Origin of the sequence: uncultured Roseobacter sp. (assembly GCF_947495025.1) — a bacterium.
GTDB lineage: Bacteria > Pseudomonadota > Alphaproteobacteria > Rhodobacterales > Rhodobacteraceae > Roseobacter.
The window spans coordinates 337,776-356,586 of sequence record NZ_CANLXG010000003.1 but is presented as its reverse complement, the minus strand read 5'-3'; the positions used below and the strand labels follow the sequence as shown (position 1 = coordinate 356,586).

The window sequence follows — 18,811 nt, the reverse complement described above, 5'->3', positions numbered from 1 at the left end:
AAAGCTCTGATATGTTGACCGAGGTTGCCAAGTAGTATCCCAACGAGTTTCCAAGGAAAATCAAGACAGCAGACAAGCCACCTCGTCAGAAGCTTCCGCAACATCGAAAAGCTAAAGAGGTGGACGAGGGCGGTAGTTAAGAATGGAAGATTTGCCCGAAGGGTTTGAGCCACCTGATAACAATCGACTTTATCCTGCACTCTTCGAATTGCACCGAGAAATACATGAGCTCTCTAAGGATTTGAACAACCTTGCGCGCCTTCTGGATATTCAAAAGAAGCTCGTCTTTTCAGTTATGGAGGCTGAAGAAGAGATCAGACAAGCCAAAGCTGAAAAACGCGATCCAACTGAATGGCAGTACCTGCGCTATAATTTTTTGTGTTTGGGAGACTGCTTGGTTTTTCTTTATATTGATAGGTTTGCGCTTAAGCAGACGTTCTTCAATGTTAATAACGAGAACCCCAAACAAAGCGGCGGCTTTCTCTCTGGCAAGGCAGGCTTGGCAGCGGAGCTTACTGTTTTGAAGGATGCAATATCTCATAACGTGCCAGCCGTGCTTTGCGACCTTACGAATGTTTTTAGGTATGGCGATATTTGTCTTCTATGTGCAAATGACCCTGTTCCGATAGAGGTGAAATCTTCAAAAAATAAAGATGCTCGTGGCAAACGTCAGAAGAAGAAATTAGAGACCCTGACAAATTTTTTTGAGAACGATCAGGCTGAGAACCTACGTGGCTTCGAAGGCACAACATACCGAATCGCATTTTTAGCAGAGCCAGAGTCCTTTGGCGGATTGTTGGCTACAGCGCTCACCGAAGCAAAGAAGAACGGGTCAGCGTTTTTTGAGGTTGATGGGTGTTTGAGGTTCCTAATTAAGACAACAGATGGTGTTGAAAAATCTGAACTAGACGTGCTTTTTGATGGTGTCGAACCCTCTAGATCACTCTGCAATTTTGTTAATCAACTTAAGTCAAACATGCTCTGGGGATGCTATTTACCGTACGCCTTAACGCTCTCAGAGCCTGATCACTATGCGATGTTTGTTCGGGGAGAAATTTCTATAGTTTCGATGCTGGACTTGAATGCCTTTGACCGTAAGTTCTCCGTTGATGGTGTGAAGGTTGAGATCGAAGCGACCGAAGATGTTCTTCAATGTAAGATAAACTTTGAAGACCTTGCGACCGACCAAGGAACTCCATTCTTCATTGTAGGAGATCACATGATGAATCGGATGTGGTTTGATTTTTTGTTGCCAAGCTGGATCGTACAAAACAGTCGTGATGTGATGGAGAGCAACCCTCGATTTTTAGAGGCGCAGGAGGTTGTAGACTAAGAGAGGAAGACTAGAAAATAATCTAGCTCTCATAGGAAAGTGGAGCTCAGAAGCATTGAGTGCAAGTAAGAATGAACAAGCAGTGAGGTTAGCTTATAGCAGTTTGTGAGTGTAAAATATCTAGAAGTTAGCTTTAGAAGCTCTGAGAGCTCTCTAAAATACTTTAACTTAAGTGCTCAAGCTCACTATAAACTACAATATATTGTGTTGACATCTAGGTAAGCGCATTTGTGGCAAGTTAGTGCCTAGCAAAAAAACTAGACAACAAATTACTAACATATTCGAGTTTTAGTTATCTAACTTAGTAGAAAACTAGGTGGGTGAGAATAGACGTGATGTGCCAATAAATCACTCTTCGCAAAGACACTAAATCGTAAGTACATGATTTGTATGGATACTTTAGTGTTGACTGTAATTGTATATGTTATGGTGAGGGTGCGCAGACTTGCACATCTGCGCACCCATTGTTGACAACCCCAGTGAAAGGATTTACGTCATGGACAACACTAGCGAAGGAGTTCGCTTAAACAAAGACTCTCCTCCAATCTCAAACAAAGATTCAAAAGAAAAAGTAGGCGAGAGCTCTGTTAGTCGCTTGCAAATTTCTCGAGCGTCAGATGGTTCGGTAAATCTGTCTGCTACTGGAACGGTTGCGGTTCTTGCGGTTCTTGCGGTGATACTTGCTTTTGTCTTCGTGAAGACATTTTAGAGATAGTTGCGGGCGAGCATGTTTGGCGTACTTGAAAGGGCAGTTCTCAGTAGCTGCCCTTTGTCATTCTGAATAAATTATAACTTGTAAAAATAGGTCATACGTACGGTCGCATAATGACTACTATGGTGCATAGATCATAATTTGTGCACCGCCTCGACTAACAGCAGAAAATAATGCTGTGGATGTGGTGCATAAATCAGGTGCAGGTTTCACTACGATCTGACATGCTAGATTTATGCTAATCGGCTACGCCAGAGTATCGCCCCAAGCCCTGAGCGTCGACCGCCAAATAGGAGCACTGAACGCCGTGGGCGTAGGGCGCATCTTCCGGGAGAAAGCGGCAGCTAAGACCATAAAGGGCCGCCCACAGCTCGAAAAGGCAATCGACGCACTTGGCACTGACGACGTGCTGGTGATCGCCGAATGGGATCGGGCTACTCGTTCGATGATGGACGGTAATACCATCATTCTACAGGTGGCAGACCGCGGTGCGACGGTGAAGGTGCTGGATAAACCGTGGCTAGATCTCCCTACGCCGATGGGGAAGGGCATCCTCGCATTTCCTTCTGCTTTAGCCGAGGATGAACGTGAACGGATCACATCCCGTGCGAATGAAGGCAGATACGCTGCCAAGCTGCGTGGCGTGAAATTCGGCCCAAAGCCCAAGCTGACAGAACATCAGCGCTCATTGGCTCTTGAGCGGCTATCATCTGGAGACAGTTGCCGCGCAATCGCAAAGGATTCGGGCGTGGCTCACACAACGATCTCAAGACTAAGAGGGTGATTAGTCCAAAATGATGACACTAGTGAAGGTAGCGGTCCTAGTTTTCGGTGTCCTGCTTTTAGTTGCCAAGTATCTCTACCTTGCGTTTCGCCATCTTTATGCAGTTGTTACTGGAAACAAGGCGGCTGATGCACTGCCCGAAGAAATTCCCGCACCTTACAAATACTTGCTTCCATTCGTAGGTTTGTTGCTAGCGTTTGCCGGAGGGTACTCAAACGTTTCCAGCTTCTACAGTGTGGTTTCTGGTGATGTTCAATCATCTCGTGAACCCGTTGATCCACTAGATAACCTAGAAGTAACCGCCAGTGACCGAGTTCAATTGGCAGAGCCGGAAAGATTTTCGGCAAAGGACCACTTTGAGCGCGGTTATGACTATTTTTCTGGCAGAGGCGTTCGTCAGAACGAAGAAGTGGCTGCGCGTTTTTATTATCTAGCGGCAGAAGAGGGCTATGCTCCTGCCCAAATCAATCTTGGCTTGATGTACCGAGATGGTCTGGGTGTACGTGAAGATGCATCTGAAGCTTTCAGGTGGTTCAATGAGGCAGCCCACCAAAACGCGCCGTATGCCGTTTTTCTTGTTTACCAAGCTTACTTAATGGGAACCGGTGTACGCCAAGACAACAGGCTTGCAATTGACTGGCTTCGAAAAGCTGCGGACTTAAACTTCACTCGTGCGTTCACAGCCTTAGGCGATCACTACTCGACAGGTAACGGATTGGCCGTCAATCCGAAGGAAGCTTTCTCGTGGTACTCCAAGGCAGCGCGAGAGGGAGACCTTTATGGTCAAGTTGCCGTTGGGCTAGCCTATCTGGAGGGTGTTGGCATCGGGAAAGATCACTTTAAGGCCGCCCGCTTTTTTGAGAAGGCTGCCAGCCAAGGCGATGCTCAGGCACAGAACAACATAGGCTTTATGTACGACAATGGATACGGAGTGGTCCACGATACTTCTCAAGCGGTTTACTGGTACAGGCGTGCAGCGAGACAAGGAAACTTCAATTCACAAAATAGATTAAGGGAATTGGGGTCAGACTGGTAACATTACATAATGAACCCTACGCGTGTTATCGCGCTTGAGATTGAATTTTATTGATCGCGATTTCGGCGTTTTTGTTGCGCTTCGATTGCTCTAATTTTTTGACGGACTTTCTTGGTGTAGTGGAGCACCATCGCAGGGCTTTGGCCTGTCACGGCGGCGATAAGGTCATCGCTGCAGCCAGCTTCCAGAAGCTCGCACGCAGCGTTGTAGCGCCAGCTATAGATGTCATAGGGCAGAGCGCCGATACGTTCTCTGACTTTTCTGACGGCGGCTGACGCGCCTCTGTAGGACCAGCGGTTGCTACCGTGTTCATTTGTCAGGATGAAAACTGAATGACGGCTTGCTGCCTCCAGCGTGGTTTGAAGCTCCGGAAGGATTGGAACCCACAGCTCTTTCTTGGTTTTGCTCTGTTTGACAAAGACCGAGCAATCTTCGATGTCCGACCAGCGCATTTCCAGCACATCGCCAATTCGTTGCCCTGTACCGACGCAGAGCTCCATGACGAGGCGTTCACGGGTTCCGATCGCGCAGGCATCCCGATAGGCTTCAAGCAGCTCACGCGGCCATGGTTCGCGTTCGGCACGTTTCTGGCCTTTCAGTTCTGGTACACCACGGGCTGGATTATCCGCTCGCCAACCCAAATCGATGCAATGCTCCATGAGCACTCGGAGAACTCGTAACGCGTAGTTTGCGAAATACGCCTTTTCGGCGTTCGCATCGCGCATTCGGATCACGTCCTTGCGTTGCAGGCCGGCAGGGTTTTTATCGCCCATGATCGATGCGAAGAAATCGAGGTGTTTGTCATAGTCCAAGCCGGTGCGGGGCTTGAGGTTTCGATACCGAGGCGATGCGCGGTAGCTTTTAATCAATGCATTGAACGAGCGCGATACAATGACCTTCGGCTGATCCTTTGTTGCGAGGATATCCGCGTATTCTTTCCAAAACTCGGGTGTTCCAAACTCGCTTTCGAACTTCTGCGACGGCCAGCCGCGACGTTGAAAGTAGATACCGTTTCGTTGACGATATACATGTTTTGGAAGTTCACGTTTGGCCATGGCGCATATCCAATCCGTCAAATTCGTCTGTGTTTTTTTCTTCTAAGAATTTTACCTCGATCTTCCGTCCGTCGACACTTACGGATACCACACGCTTCCCCGCCTGCTCGAAAGTTTTGAGCATCGCCAAAGCCCTTCTTTCGGTTGTGTTGCCAGACATTACCCGGTTGCCTCTTAGCGTTTCCCATTGCTCTGTTCGCGCATCCATAAGGCTGAATGTGCCAGTCGGCCCATGCAAACAATCGATATAGGAAATCTAGTCGGTCACTGATTCGGCGGCAACTGAGAGAAAAATGTTTGTTTCACGAACTGCGAAATCGTGTCGCTAAATGCATACATAATATTCGTGCTTTGTTCGCGACACTTGAGATTTAAAATCAACCCCGCGATCCGGATAGGAGCACTTTTTACTTGACGCAAGGATCGCGCCGGAGCGGCGGGTCAGCGTGTCGCTAAATGTATACTGTAACAAGCTAGAGGATGCGGACCGGCCGCGCCTTGGGCATCGCTGCGCTGCGCCCATGGCGGACCGGGTTGAGCCGTCGCGATGGTGGCTACGGTGGAAAGTGCATTGCGGATAGCAGGCGGCTCCCCCGCAGATGATGGCTGACCCGAAACAACCCCGATGGGGCGGAGCTCGACATATGCATTCGCAGATGTCGCTCCCCTTTTGTTTCTTCAGTTCGAATGCTGGCCTGTTTCGTTTTGTTCGTTTTGCTGAGAGAGCACGCTTGGGTTGCGACGCGATAAACCGATTTCAATGCTTGTTTGGTGTGGCCCACCTCCGGCGTTTTCCAATCTTAAAACTGGTACGCGGCGGCCATATTTGAGAACGGAACAAAAACAGAATGTTTAGACGAATGTTTAGACGCGACGGTGCGGGATTCTCAAAATTGAGACAAGTCATTGATATTAAATGGAGGCGAGTACCGGAATCGAACCGGTGTACACGGATTTGCAATCCGGAAAATTTCGTTGATTTCAAAGGGAAAAATTGTAAACGGACTTGTTTCGTTCAGGGTCACTTTTCAATAGGTTACGAGACCCAAGTAAACGGTTTTTCACAGGCTCTTGCTCTGGCGAAAAGGCAAAGAAAAACCGCTGAGGGGGCGGCCACCCACCTCAACGGCATAGAAGAATATTTCCGTCCCAATACCTACGGCATTTCCAGTCTGACCTCAACCCAATTGGCGGTGAGATCATGAGCTGGCGCATCGCAAATGAATGCGCCGAGCGCCGCTTCGGAAGCGCTGCGCGCAAGCAGATCATAATGTTTCTGGCCGACAAGGCGAGTGATGACGGCTCAGGCATCTGGTGCTCTAAAGGGACGATCCAGCGCCACACAGAGCTTAGCGAGAGCACGGTGAAGCGCACCATCATCGACTTCCTGCGCGAAGGCATTCTGATCGAGACAGGGCGGCGGCACTGCAAGAATGGCTACACCGTCATTTACCGCATCGTTCTGGAGCGCGTCGCCGCGCTCGAATCCACGGCCGAGCCTGACATCGACACGGGGGTCACTGTGAACCCCGTCCAGCCTGAACCCGGTACGGGGTCCACGGTGAACGGGGTACGGGGTTCACGGTGGACCCCAAACCATCCTAAAACCATCCATAAACCACCTACGCGCAGGCGCGAGGCGGCGGAGGAGGTAGAAGATCTTGAAGCTGAGAAGATCATGGCAGCCTATCCCGAAGACAGGATCCGAGACCGGCGGACTACTCTGCGCCTGATTGCAGCGGCTGTGAAAGCCGGTGTGGAGCCCGCTGACCTGAAGCAAGCGATCAAAGCCTATGCCAAGGAAAGTGAGGGCTACACGCGCAGCAAGGTCTGTTTCTCGGACAATTGGTTCAAGATGCGCCGGTGGGAGAAGGGACTGGCCCAGATCCAGGCCGACCGCGAGAAGGCTCGAGAGGCCGAAGCCAAAGGCCGTGCGAGCCTTGCCGAATGGATCCACGAGCGCCATCCTCTATGCCGCCACATCACAAACCGGCAGATCGAGGATTTGATCGCGTCGAAGCTGGTGACGCCCGAACAGGTGCGCGCTGCGGGGCTGCAGGCATGACTTTCGAAGGAGGGCAACGCAATCGTTTCGTTCGAGCAGACGCGTTGTATGAGTGTGGTGAGGTGACCGGCTTGTGTTGCTTAATGATAACCTTAATGGGTTCAATGTCATTTTGAGGTAACATAATGTGTGACTGGAGTGGCGGCAGTGGATTATAGGGCCAAGCGGTGGAAATTGACATTAATGTTATCTCAGTGTAACATATAAAAGCTTAATGTCGCTTGGAGATATCATTATGGCTGTTCCGATTAAAATGCCCAGGGCGGCGCGTAAGGAGCTCGTGACACTTGGGGAAAACATTCGCGTTGCACGACTGCGCCGCAAGTTAACCGCTGAGATTGTTGCGCAGCGTGCTGGCACAACGCGGCAGACCATCGCCAAGATCGAAAGCGGGAACCCTGCAGTCAAGATCGGCACTTACGTGGCAGTACTGCAGGCGCTCGGCCTTCTGAAAGGCTGGGGGGGCCTCGATGACCCGGTTGGTGAGCAAATGGCCCTGGACGACCTCCCGCAGCGTGCGAGACTGAAAAATGGTTGAGGTCTGGATCGACTGGAAAGGACTGAAACGGGTTGGCACGCTCCACCGCACAGCTGGGCGCGGCCGAGAGCGGGTGTCCTTTACCTATCATGACGATTGGCTTGCCGACGAAAATGCCTTTGCGCTTTCGCCGGACATGCCTCTCGTCAAAGGGCAATTCGCGCCTGAAGCTGGGCAAGATATGCTTGCACCGCTTGGGGATTCTGCCCCCGACACCTGGGGGCGAACGGTGATGCGGCGCTTTGAGGGGCGCATGGCAGAGGCCGAAGGGCGACGTCCGAGAGTGCTGCAAGAAACCGACTACCTGCTTGGGGTGAATGATGAGACCCGTTTGGGTGCGCTGCGCTTTAAGGTTGATGGTGAGTTCCAAGCGCGCGAGGGTATAGGGGTGCCTGCGCTCGTGAGCCTAGGGGATTTGCTTCATGCGTCTCAGCGCGTTCTGCGCGGGGAAGAGACCACTGATGACCTCAAAATGCTGTTTGCTCCCGGAAGTTCCCTCGGGGGTGCTCGGCCAAAGGCCAGCATCCTCGACCAACACGGCCGTCTGTCTGTCGCCAAGTTTCCGAAAGAGACGGACACCTATTGCGTGGAACGCTGGGAGGCCATTGCATTGGAGTTGGCAAGACGCGCCGGAATCACGGTCTCCGATCACACACTTGAGATGGCTGGCGACAAGCCTGTTTTCTTGTCCCATCGGTTTGACCGGAACGATGACGGCAGGATCCCGTTCATCTCAGCCATGGCGATGCTGGGCGGCAAGGATGGCGAAAGCTACAGCTATTTGGACCTAGCCGATATTATCACCTCAGAAAGCGTCACGCCTGACCAAGACCGCGAGGAGCTCTACCGGCGGGTTGCCTTTTCCATTCTAGTGACGAACCTCGATGACCACATGCGCAATCACGGATTTCTGCGTGGGCGTGGTGGCTGGCACCTTTCACCGGCCTACGACATCAACCCTGTGCCGAACCAACCACGCTCGCTCAAGAGCTACGTTGACGACGACAATCCGGATGCCAGTATCGCTCTGCACCGCGCGCAACATGAATCCTATCTTCTCGAACGCGGCGAGGCAGACCGCATCATTGCAGAGGTAGCCGAAGCAACTATGGCTTGGCGTGACGTTGCTCGGGCTATGGGGGCTCCGGAGAGGGAAATCAAGGAGATGGCGACAGCCTTCGAGCACGAGGAAGCGGATTTGGCGCGAGCGTGAATTATGGTGATCGGCCAGCCTGGGGTTCTTGAGATGAGGGCGCAAATCCATTGGCCTCGAATTAAAATACTTTGAAAGCGGATGCTAATGAGCAGATCCAAATTTGAACTTAAACTCGATACTGTTCGAAAATTGTCGCTTTTCGTTTTGAACAGCTTGGCTGATCAGCCAAAAGAGTGGGTTGCTGTCGGTAAGGCTTATCAGGAACTGCACGGCTTTGGCGACGATCCGATCTTCAACCAGGTTTTCGTGCGCCTCTTCACTGTGATGAGAGATGAAATGTGGGTCGGGTCACCGCAAGAAGGACCGAAATTCACTGTCGGCCTGACCTTCAAAGGGCAAACCGTCATCCGCCACGAGGCGGAAATAGACTTGATCTACGACCGACACTTTCATTCATGGGCAAAGACTATCGAAACAGCTGCTAGAAAGCAGCGGCATCTCGATCAACAACGGGCAGCCACAGAGCAAAAAGTCCAAAAGAGGCTGGAAGAGGGGAAATCAAAAGAAGCTCGCAGAAAAGAAGAGGTGAAGCGGCAAGCAAAAGCTCGTCAGAAGCGAGAGATGTCATCACTCGTCGAAAGCGGAAAAAGAATTCGCTCTTCCCTGTCCAAGTCAAACAATGAGCAACTCTTAAACCTGTGGAAGGCAAACACATCACGTGCAGCCAATTCGACAGGCCAAAAGAAAAACGAACACCTTTTGATTGTTTCCGCTGTCGAAAAGGAGTGGAGGCGAAGGGTCCGAGATCTGCCCGAGGTGGAAGCCTTCAAATGGCCCACCACAGATGTTGGAAGTGGTTATGGTGGCGGTGATTTTGAGAGGGCTGAAGAAAGTTTTCTGAAAGTGCTCGGATATACCGTCGGGAAAACAAATGGCTTGCCAGCATCAACACGGCAGTTGATCCTGGACCGCTGCTTCTCGGGACATCTTCCACCAGTCGAAGGGATTTCGGCGCTTCGTATGTGGGGCGAACCAAAGTCAGCTTTGAGGCTTAGAAAAATCGCTTATCACATTGCCGGTCTAGCGAAAAACTTCAAAAAAAATGCAGTCACGCGGCTACGAGGATGCGATTTCGGATTGGGAAGACGATCTGAAGTACATGCATGACAAATACTACGTCCGTCATTTTGGTTTCAGTTGGCCAGGCCGTGGTCTCTAGTTCTGGTTCTTTTGAGGTTTGTGAAAGTTACGCAGCAGTATTTTGAGGTTGCCATTTTTTCGTTCTCACTGCCGTGTTTCCGATTGCTGAACATAAGCGGGCAGCCGTGTCCGACGCGGGGCAGGCCCTGCTTAAACAAGAAAATTCCCCTGCGCCAGCGCATTCCTCGCGAGGCAAGTTTCTCGCTGACAGCCTCTTGGTGCCAGCTTTGGTCATGTTCATCGAAACACTCAAAATGAGGATCAAAAAATGGCTACTCAAACTCTGAAACTAAGCGTCAAATCCGGCGAAAAAGACGGCAAGAACTTCTGGGACCGCTGCGGCGTCCTCTTCGTCAACACCGACGACAGCGGCAACATCACGTCAATCAACGTCAAACACAGCATGTTCCCCGACGTCGAAATGGTTGCCTTCCCGCGCCGCGACGAAGATCCGGTCACCGAATGACCTCAGCGCCAGGGCGGAGTTCCCGCCCTGGCGCAAGTTCGTTGTGGCCAGCGCCAAGTGGGTAACTCAACCGCAGTGAGCGATTTGTGCAAGCATCGGCGTGTGAAAGTCTTTCTCTTCAGCGGGATAGATTTGAGCGCTTCACTTGATACCGACCGTAGTCGAGATTTTTGGTTTACGCTTCTTTGACCTGCGAAACGGTTTGGTTTCCAGCACTATCGGCACGCAGTTCAAGATCTGCCGCAGACGAGAGAACAAAACCAAGATTATCGCCAAGGACAAAGGGATAGATCACTGGTTGGGCATCTAGTGTCCCGAGCCCTATAGGACGCCCCACGGCTTCCAGAACGGCCGTTGCCATCCAACGCATGAGATCCGGTTCTTCTAAGGCAATGGCTTTTTTCCGAGTGAGGGTTTTGCCGTTGTCACTGCGATTTAGCAGTCCCCAGTCTATCTGGGACTGAAGCACCATGTTGGTCATTCTTCTCGTACCTTCGCGCTCGCCGTAGATTTCTGCCATCCGACGATGCACCTCAGCGGTGGTGCAGTCGCCTTGGAGTGAGGTCAATCGGCCAACGATTTCAGCCACTTTGGCAAAGAAGGGATATGTCACTATGGCCATGCCCCACGTAAGGGCAGCTGGTGACGTAGACGGTGACGATTGGAAAAGTTCCACGGCGCGTTGAGCAAAAGGCTCCAGATCCTTCCGCGGCTCCAACCAGAGGCGGTTCAGTACGGTTCTGGTCTTTTTCTTGGCGGATGGGCCAGAGTGAGCTTCATCCAGGAGAACATCAAGCTCATCGAGCTCAGTGAGACCAGCTCTGACTTCCAGCGCTCTTTTTGCCCATTCAAGGCGGATGAAACGGTCAAATCCTATCTTAGGCGCTGTCGGTCGCATGCTCTTCTTTCTTCATTCTTATTTTCACAAACGGCACAATCAGTTCCTCTAACGCCATTCCTCCGTGAGCAACAACCATGTTCCCTTTGGGCAAAAACGCGCCGCGTTCATTCGCGTAAACGGGCAAGAAGTCGGGCGGAAGTCCTGGACCGCTAAACTGAAATGCATCGATCTCTTGCGGAACAGACGCCGCGAGGTCCTCACTGCGATACGCTCTGACGCGTTCCCCCTTCATCTCTGATACAACACCCTGGCTAAGCCGTCCAATGCCCGCAGCATCAACATTGCCATGATCAGCAGTCAGGTAGATATGGTAGCCATGCCTACTGAGCATTTGAAACAGCGTTTCGATGAAGCCGGTATCACACCACTCGCGAATTTGGCTCGCAATACCGCGTTTCCCGAGCATTGCGCCATGGACGATTTCATCGACCATGTCGACAACAAGGCCTGCAACTTTGGTGGTAGGCTTCGAAAGCACTTCCTCCAGTCCTGCCAATTGTTCAGAGTGTTTGAGCCCTTTCTGGAATACGACTTCAGGCTGCTTGAGCTCGTTCTCCTGCCAGAACTTAGTCCACAGAGAAGGCTCCTTCGCCGTTGTATCCATCGAGCCTTGAAACTCCCGTGGCTTGAGGCCCGAAAAGAGCGCCTGGCGAGAGATTGACGTTAGCGTGGGTAGCCACGCAAAGCAGCCACCCTCGTCGGCCGAAAAGTCGGGAAGCTTGGTCGACAGGTGTTCCCTGATCTGAGCCCACTGGTCTAATGCCAAGCCATCAAAGACAAGAAGAGCAATTCGATCTTCGCCAAAGCCTCTGCGCATCGCGAGATAGCGCGGCACGTGATGAACCATCACTGGCGCCTTTGCGACAGGTAGCGAGGGCAAGTCCGCAAAATGCTGAAGCACCCAATCCTTGAGGCGGGCATCGGCATCTCTTTGCAAGATCTGGAGCTGCCCCCGCAGGCTATCTGCATCCACTGCCTTTAGTTCGTTGAAGCGGTAGATGAGTTCTCCAAGGCGGCGCGCCGCTTCTACCCAATCTCGATGCGACGCCCCCTCTGAGGGTAGACTCGCCGCGATCCTTTTCGCTCCCTCTGACACCAAATGCGCAAGTGCCCGAGGGTCATCAATCAAACCAACCTGTATCCAATCGGGAAGGTGCTCAGGACGGAAAGTTGCCTCAATAGGCTGAAGGGCTCCCTCGAGGAACATGGTATCTATGATCACCCTTACGTCGGGGTGATCAAAGGGCACGTCAAACGCATGGCGTTCGACCGGCTCCTGATCCCTGTCGCGGGCATCAGGCTCAACGCCATATTGTGCGACGAAACGCGCCCAGGATTCCTGTATGGCGCGGACCATGAAGGGCTTTGAGGCGAGCAGTTCGCTAATCGGAAGACTTCCAAGAGATGTGTCCCGAAGGACGGTTGCGACATGGTCTGCAAATAGGCTGGGAAGGCCCGCCCCGCGATAGTGAAGCCGCAAAGCTTCTCGCCAAAAATCCTCCGGTCGATTCAGCAGATAAGGGCTAAGCCTGAAGATGTGCGTGAGGATAAAATCCTTGGTTGCGCCTTCTCCCAGTAGCTGCGTCGCGTGCTTCTGATAGGCTTGGAAGAGCCCTTCGTGGTGTTCAGCTTCAAGCTTGCGGACAACCCCATAATTCAGGTTGGGAAAGAGATCGGCCAAGCTCAAGCTGACTTGCCGTCCAGACCTTATGTAGTCCCAAGGGAGTGAATTGATGTCCGCACCCCGCCACTGCAGGATGAGTGCCTTGGCGGAACCTTTCTCACCCGCATCCCATGCGGATCGATAACGCTCTTCATACTCGGTTCTAAACGAAACAGAATCTTCGAACGGGAGAACCTCAAAATCGCGTTCGCGGAGCCCGAGCAGAATGGTCTCATCCAAGAGCAGGCCATCCGGATCCAAGGCGATCCAGAAGCGAGACAGATCTGCGGGAAACTCCCGCAGGATACGATCAGCCCAAATACTCATCGTGCACCAGCCACCGTTTCGCCAATTCGCAACATGAGGAGGGCATTGAGATCGGGCGAGTAAGATGCCGCAGCATCGAGCTGCGCCATACGAGCTTCATGTTCTTTCTGCAGCCGCTTCCGTCGATAATCACGAACAGTCTGAAGCCCCACTCTGCCAATCGCCTGGTGTCGAGCTTCGAAAGCATAGAGTGCGCGTTCGCGTTCTTCCTCGATCCGAGCCTTGTGCTCTGTCACAAGATCGGAGAACACCCGCTCTCCTTGCGTGACCGCAGCCCCTTTCGATCTCTCGAACCAGTAGCGCGGCGCCTCAATCTGAGGCGCAGCAATCGGCTCGATCTGCTCCGTCAGAAGCACGTCCCAAATGCGTTTTGCCGTCGGTTGGAAGGCGCGCCCTTCATCATTGACGAAAACGGATAGGAAGCGGCGGCGGCTGAAATCGTCGGCTGCCAGACTGACTTCCCAAAGCGACCAGACGCCTTTCACACTATCAGGCAGGCCTGTTATGCGGACAGCGGGGACGGGTTGACCGGTGATGCAACGCGGAAGATCGGCAATCAGGGCCTGCGCTCTTGGATCTTCCAGCGTGACCCACTCTACTTCGGTCCGATCTCCCGCGGTGCGCGCATCAAAACACACCGAAGATGACTCTGTGCCATCGGCCCACCGTATCCGCCAGGTATCGCCTTCCTTCTTGGCTTCCCCCCCCCGCGCAGGGAGGCCAGTTGTGATTGCCCGCTCCAGCCAAAACTGTGCCGGATGGTCTCGCCACTTGCGCGCATCATCGGCTTCTAGTTCATGGCCGTCGGCAAGCAGATCACTATTCTTCCGGTTCTCTGCCAACGAGGATCGAAGCTGCGTCAGAACGGCATCGCATTCTGTTTCGATCGACGCCGGGTCTTGGATCCCCTGCACAAAGAGTTCGTCGAACAGTGGCTCCGCCTCGACCGAATCCATCACATCGGCAACTTTGTCCACGCCGAATTCCTCGGCGATCACAGCGAGCTTTGTTTCGAGAACTTCGCGAACCCGATGCTCGACGGTGTCTTCGAGTACGAAATTGATGGCTCGCACAATATGCGGTTGCCCGATGCGATCCACGCGCCCAATACGCTGCTCGACCCTCATCGGGTTCCACGGCATGTCGAAGTTGATGATGACATGGCAGAATTGAAGATTGAGGCCCTCGCCGCCAGCGTCCGTCGAGATCAGGATACGCACATCCTTGGAGAATGCCCGTTGCGCACGGCCACGCGCCTCAAGGTCCATGCTCCCATTGAGCGTTGCAACCGAGAACCCCCTGCTTTCGAGAAATTCCGCGAGCATGGCCTGGGTCGGAACAAACTCGGTGAAAACCAGAACCTTGAGTTCAGGATCATTTTCCTCCTGCTGAATCTTGTAGATCTGCTCAAGGAGTGCTTCGGCTTTTGCGTCTGTTCCTTGCGCCTCTGTCTCACGAGCGAGGAACAAGAGTGCCTCAACGTCTTTTCGCTCGTCATCCAAGGCATCGAAGGCCACAGCGATATCGATCTGGTCATCACCCGTTAGCTCATGCCAGTCTCCGACACCTTCGGTGGAAAAGAGCTGAAGCTGTCGCTGGTCGTCGTCCAGAGCAAGGAGGCGCTTTTCCAAGGTTGCACGGATGGCTGCGGTGCTGGACGTCACCAAACGCTGCATGAGGATCATCAAGAAGCCGATGTGCCGCTGCTTCGATGCCATGGCTTGGTTATAGCCGTGGCGAACATACTCAGTGATCGCTTCGTACAACCCTTGCTGTGCTTTGTGTCGGTCAAGCCAGGCGACAGCCTGAATGCGGGTCATTCGTGGCTTGAACAGAGGCTTGCCTTCAGCATCGATCGCAAGCCTCTTCTCTGTCCGCACAACGAACGGGCGCACGCGATCGCTCGAGACGCTGTTCTCATCGGGGAAAGAGTCCCGATCCAGGAGCTGCATCAGACGGTGGAATTGATCCGTTTTCCCTTGGTGCGGCGTTGCCGACAAAAGCAAGAGATATGGAGCTGCTTCGGCAAGTGCCGCGCCCAACTTATAGCGTGCAACCTGATCCGTGCTGCCTCCCATTCGGTGAGCTTCGTCGATGATCACAAGGTCCCAGTTGGCCGAAATAAGGTCTTCGAACCGTTCACGATTGTAGGTGCTGAGTTGCTCCGCGCTCCATCCGCGCCGCCCTTCGAGCGGTTTCACGGAATCCAGCGAACAGATCGCCTGATCGTGCAGCCGCCAGAGATTCTCCTCATCATCTCGGAACTGACGGTATGCCGAAAGCTCTGACGGCTCGATGAACTGAAAGTTCTCCCCGAAGTGCAGACGCATCTCGGCCTGCCATTGCCGCACCAGACCCTTGGGCGCGACGACAAGGATCCGCTTGGCCATGCCGCGAAGCTTCAACTCCCGGAGGATCAGACCGGCCTCGATGGTCTTGCCGAGCCCCACCTCATCCGCAAGCAGATAACGGATCCGATCCCGACTCATAGCGCGGTTCAGGGCATAGAGCTGATGCGGCAAAGGAACGACGCTCGACTGGATCGGCGCCAGAAGCAGATTGTCTTCCAGCGCATCAAGGAGCTTTGCCGCGGCGGCCGTGTGCAAGATCTGGTCGACTGTCGTTCGGACAGCGTCGAGCGGCCCTAACTCCCGAGATCTGGCGCGGACAACAGCATCCTTGCCCGGGAGCCAGACGCGGTAAGAGGTTTCGCCCCACATCTCTTCCCGGTCCACGACACGGCAGGGTGCGGCATGTCGTTCATGCCAGCACCACGCGCCAATGCCATAGTCTTGGGCGGCATGCGTCACGCATCAGCCTCCGTGCGGGTCAGCGCCTGGTCGTACCAGAGCAGGAGCTTTTCATCCTCTTGCAGCGTTTCGTCCGGCAACTTCTCGGCGATGCCAATAATTGTCTTGTAGTCCTTTGCCCCCCAGGCCGTCTTGAACCCGGCACGCAACACCTCGAGACGCGACTCCTTGAGCTGACGTTTGGTCGCTGTCTTGTAGTCTTCGAACTCTTTCAGCAGCGCTCGTTCGCGTTTCTGTTCCAGATCTTTTGCCTTGTTCGGATCGGGCACATACCAGCGGTCCTTCGCCTTTCCTTTCAGGAGTGGATCTTCCTTCTCAAGACCGCGGAGATCCTTGAAGTTGGTCGACAGATAGCTGTGGATCTGGCTGGGTACGTCGCCGTTCCCATCATAGCGCAAGAAGTTGTCTTCCAGCAGCGCCGACAGCTCTGGCTTCTCTTCGTGCTTCCGCCAACCCGCACCCATCTGAACGGTAAAATCCGGGTGGATATCTTGATAGGTGGAGGGGCGCTTGCGCAGATGGTCGGTTAGCCAATCAATGGCCGAGCGTTCATCAGAAACAAAAAGCTCAATCTGCGGGGCTTGCTCCACCCTTGCGCGCTTCTTGTCATAGTCTGCCACCTGCTCGGGCAAAAAGACCATGCCGTCGCGCTCGGGGTAGCGGCTGCGCAGCCCGTCGAGGAATTCTTCCGTTGAGAGCGGGACCGGGAAGTCATGGCGGATGAACCACGCGACCATCCGGTCGTAGATGCGGCGCGGGTCACGTTCTACAACGATCTCGAGGATCCCGTTTTTCAGCTTCGAGACGGGCAGCTGGCGCAGATGCGTCTCGACGAAATCCCAAGCGGATTCTGAAGCTGCTCCTCTTTCTACCAATCGTTGCTCCAGTCCCCCATTCGGCTTATAGGCCGAGATCACAAGGTCCTGTTTGACGGCATTCGGTGAAACAACTTGTTGGAAGCTTCCCTGCTTTTTGTCCAAAGCAGTAACTTCAGCCACGACAAAACCTACCTGTTGGAGAGCAACTTGGATGGAATTCCAAACTGCGGCCCGACTATTCGAGAAAACAATCGTGATCCATCGTCCTGGCTTCAGAACGCGGTAATATTCAGAGAACGATTGTGTCATGAGTTTTTGGTACTCTAACACTCCTTTATCCCTCACTCGATCTACGATCGCCTCGGGTTCGGTATCGGTGCGAACACCATGCCATGCTTCAACAAGAACGTTCAGATCAGCGTAATAGATATTCTCGCCAAATGGTGGGTCTGTAAAAACATAGTCGATACAGTTATCCGAAAGCGGCAGACTCGTTGCGGACCCTGTTGTGATAGAGGCCACATTCTTCGGTCTGTATGACTGAAATGCCTTTGAAAGCCTTGATAGCTTACCATCTAACACATACCACGGACTGCACTCCGCAGTTTGGCTGGCGACATAGAAGACACCGCTTAGATATTGATTCACCTGAGAAAATCCGGTTGGCCGGTTTCGATTAAGAATCGACATCGTCCAAATTGCTTGCTCCACGAAAAAGAGCAAGAAATTGCGGGTCCTTGGATCTTTGTGGCTCTTCGCCTTGTTCCACAACATTCCCATCGCATGAGCTGCTCTCGGCAAAAACATGTGATGAATTGCCGCCGTATTGGTCGTCTTCATGCGACCGACCCTAGTCATCTGGGAGTCAGGTAGTTGGTCTAGTGGTAAATCGTCGGGAAGAGGAAGTTCAGAGATTCTTCGCAATATTTCAAGATCTGAAGCGTCTGGCTCCTTTTTGAATTTTTGGCGGCCAATCTTGTATGCGATACTCACAGGTGTACGCTTTGGGCGTTTCCTGATCTCCCCGTCGGCTGGATCAATGAAGCTTTCGAACACGAGATCCATCTGCTCCTTAGTCGCTTCCGCTCCGCATTGTGGACAAGAAATCTTTTTTGAGACCTTCTGGGTGTCGTCTTTCATAGCTGCTGTGGTGAAGACCAACTCTCCGCCACAAGACTGGCATCCGAGAAACTCGCTCCAAACGACATAGTCGACCTGGCAAATCGTCTTTCCATCGGTGTGAAGCGTCTCATACATCCAGCCGATTTCTTTTTCGACTTCAGCCAGCAGTTGCTTCCCTGCTTTGGCAAAGGCGTCGACATCAAACGGCAGGTTATAGTTGGCCCCGATGAACGTGGCCGCCGGGGATAGATCGTTGAGCACAGCGCGCCGCGCACCCCACTCGGGTGCTTCCATCCCCGCCTTTTTCCACTCCATTTCCAATTGGTGGCGATAGGCGGCGGGCGCAGTCCCACACCATTGCGCCGCGACACCTGTCATCCCAGACCCAGCAAACCCGTCGAGCACAATGTCGCCCGGCTTCGTAAAGTGCAGGATCGACGGAACGATGGCGAGATGCGGAACCTTGGTGTGATACCCATGCGCCTTATACAACGCGTCGGTCTTGCCGACGGACACATCGATGGCCATTGGCTCACGAGCATAAGACTGTGTTGGATCATAGGGCGATCCGTAATGCTCAACAAAATCTGCGAGCCATGGATTGGGGCAGGCCGTGTAGTAAGGCGGATCCGACATGGCGAGGATCGCGTCATCCGACCCTTGCGGAAACCCTTCCTGGTTCCGAAAGTCTGGATCTTTCAGCCTCTCCGCGAGAAGCCCCAAGAAGTGCTCCCGGCGCGCGTCATCGCTCGGAAATGTCTGACCGAGGCATTCGACTTCGTTCGACTGAGTATTTTTTGGTGCCTGATCTAATAGGTCGTTCAT

General features: G+C 53.1%; 13 protein-coding genes. 8 read left to right on the top strand and 5 right to left on the bottom strand.

Features of this window, described 5'->3' with window-relative positions; translation table 11 throughout:
* Positions 1–142 precede the first annotated feature (142 nt).
* The 3 genes from Q0792_RS15905 (at position 143) to Q0792_RS15895 (ending at position 3,865) form a co-directional block, all read left to right on the top strand.
* Positions 143–1,333, top strand: coding sequence for a hypothetical protein (locus Q0792_RS15905; RefSeq protein ID WP_298842954.1), 1,191 nt, complete (start codon positions 143–145; stop codon positions 1,331–1,333).
* A 947-nt stretch (positions 1,334–2,280) separates the two neighbouring features.
* Positions 2,281–2,829: a recombinase family protein gene (locus Q0792_RS15900; protein ID WP_298842951.1), complete on the top strand. Its 549-nt coding sequence runs from the start codon at positions 2,281–2,283 to the stop codon at positions 2,827–2,829.
* Positions 2,830–2,839: 10 nt separating this feature from the next.
* The gene (locus Q0792_RS15895; RefSeq protein ID WP_298842948.1) at positions 2,840–3,865 is read left to right on the top strand and encodes a tetratricopeptide repeat protein; all 1,026 of its coding nucleotides are present in this window, start codon (positions 2,840–2,842) and stop codon (positions 3,863–3,865) included.
* Positions 3,866–3,912: 47 nt separating this feature from the next.
* On the opposite strand, the gene Q0792_RS15890 is transcribed toward Q0792_RS15895, so the two are convergent.
* Complete coding sequence (locus tag Q0792_RS15890) at positions 3,913–4,920, bottom strand: tyrosine-type recombinase/integrase (RefSeq protein WP_298842946.1); 1,008 nt, start codon at positions 4,918–4,920, stop codon at positions 3,913–3,915.
* 1,201 nt (positions 4,921–6,121) lie between these two features.
* Between Q0792_RS15890 and Q0792_RS15885 the strand changes: the two genes are divergently transcribed.
* From Q0792_RS15885 to Q0792_RS15865, 5 genes are all read left to right on the top strand, one after another.
* Complete coding sequence (locus Q0792_RS15885; protein ID WP_298842942.1) at positions 6,122–6,985, top strand: hypothetical protein; 864 nt, start codon at positions 6,122–6,124, stop codon at positions 6,983–6,985.
* A 235-nt stretch (positions 6,986–7,220) separates the two neighbouring features.
* Positions 7,221–7,523, top strand: coding sequence for a helix-turn-helix transcriptional regulator (locus Q0792_RS15880; protein ID WP_298842939.1), 303 nt, complete (start codon positions 7,221–7,223; stop codon positions 7,521–7,523).
* On the top strand, positions 7,516–8,736 hold the full coding sequence (locus Q0792_RS15875) for a type II toxin-antitoxin system HipA family toxin (RefSeq protein WP_298842936.1): 1,221 nt from the start codon (positions 7,516–7,518) through the stop codon (positions 8,734–8,736). Before Q0792_RS15880 ends, Q0792_RS15875 begins: the two co-directional genes overlap by 8 nt.
* 87 nt (positions 8,737–8,823) lie before the next feature.
* Positions 8,824–9,846, top strand: coding sequence for a hypothetical protein (locus Q0792_RS15870; RefSeq protein ID WP_298842933.1), 1,023 nt, complete (start codon positions 8,824–8,826; stop codon positions 9,844–9,846).
* Between the two features lie 301 nt (positions 9,847–10,147).
* Entirely contained in the window at positions 10,148–10,345 is a 198-nt protein-coding gene (locus tag Q0792_RS15865) for a hypothetical protein (RefSeq protein ID WP_298842930.1), read from the top strand.
* Positions 10,346–10,520: 175 nt separating this feature from the next.
* Here the strand turns inward: Q0792_RS15865 and Q0792_RS15860 are convergent, their stop codons facing one another.
* The 4 genes from Q0792_RS15860 to Q0792_RS15845 are packed head-to-tail and all read right to left on the bottom strand — an operon-like array spanning position 10,521 to position 18,811.
* Positions 10,521–11,243 carry a hypothetical protein gene (locus Q0792_RS15860; RefSeq protein ID WP_298842927.1) on the bottom strand — a complete coding sequence of 241 codons (723 nt, stop codon included), beginning with the start codon at positions 11,241–11,243 and terminating at the stop codon, positions 10,521–10,523.
* Positions 11,224–13,236, bottom strand: a complete 2,013-nt coding sequence (gene pglZ / locus Q0792_RS15855; protein WP_298842924.1) for a BREX-3 system phosphatase PglZ — start codon at positions 13,234–13,236, stop codon at positions 11,224–11,226. Before pglZ ends, Q0792_RS15860 begins: the two co-directional genes overlap by 20 nt.
* Positions 13,233–16,046: a DEAD/DEAH box helicase gene (locus Q0792_RS15850; protein ID WP_298842921.1), complete on the bottom strand. Its 2,814-nt coding sequence runs from the start codon at positions 16,044–16,046 to the stop codon at positions 13,233–13,235. The genes pglZ and Q0792_RS15850 overlap by 4 nt, the downstream gene beginning before the upstream one ends.
* A complete protein-coding gene (locus Q0792_RS15845) occupies positions 16,043–18,811 on the bottom strand; it encodes a DNA methyltransferase (RefSeq protein WP_298842918.1) in 2,769 nt (922 codons plus the stop codon). The genes Q0792_RS15850 and Q0792_RS15845 overlap by 4 nt, the downstream gene beginning before the upstream one ends.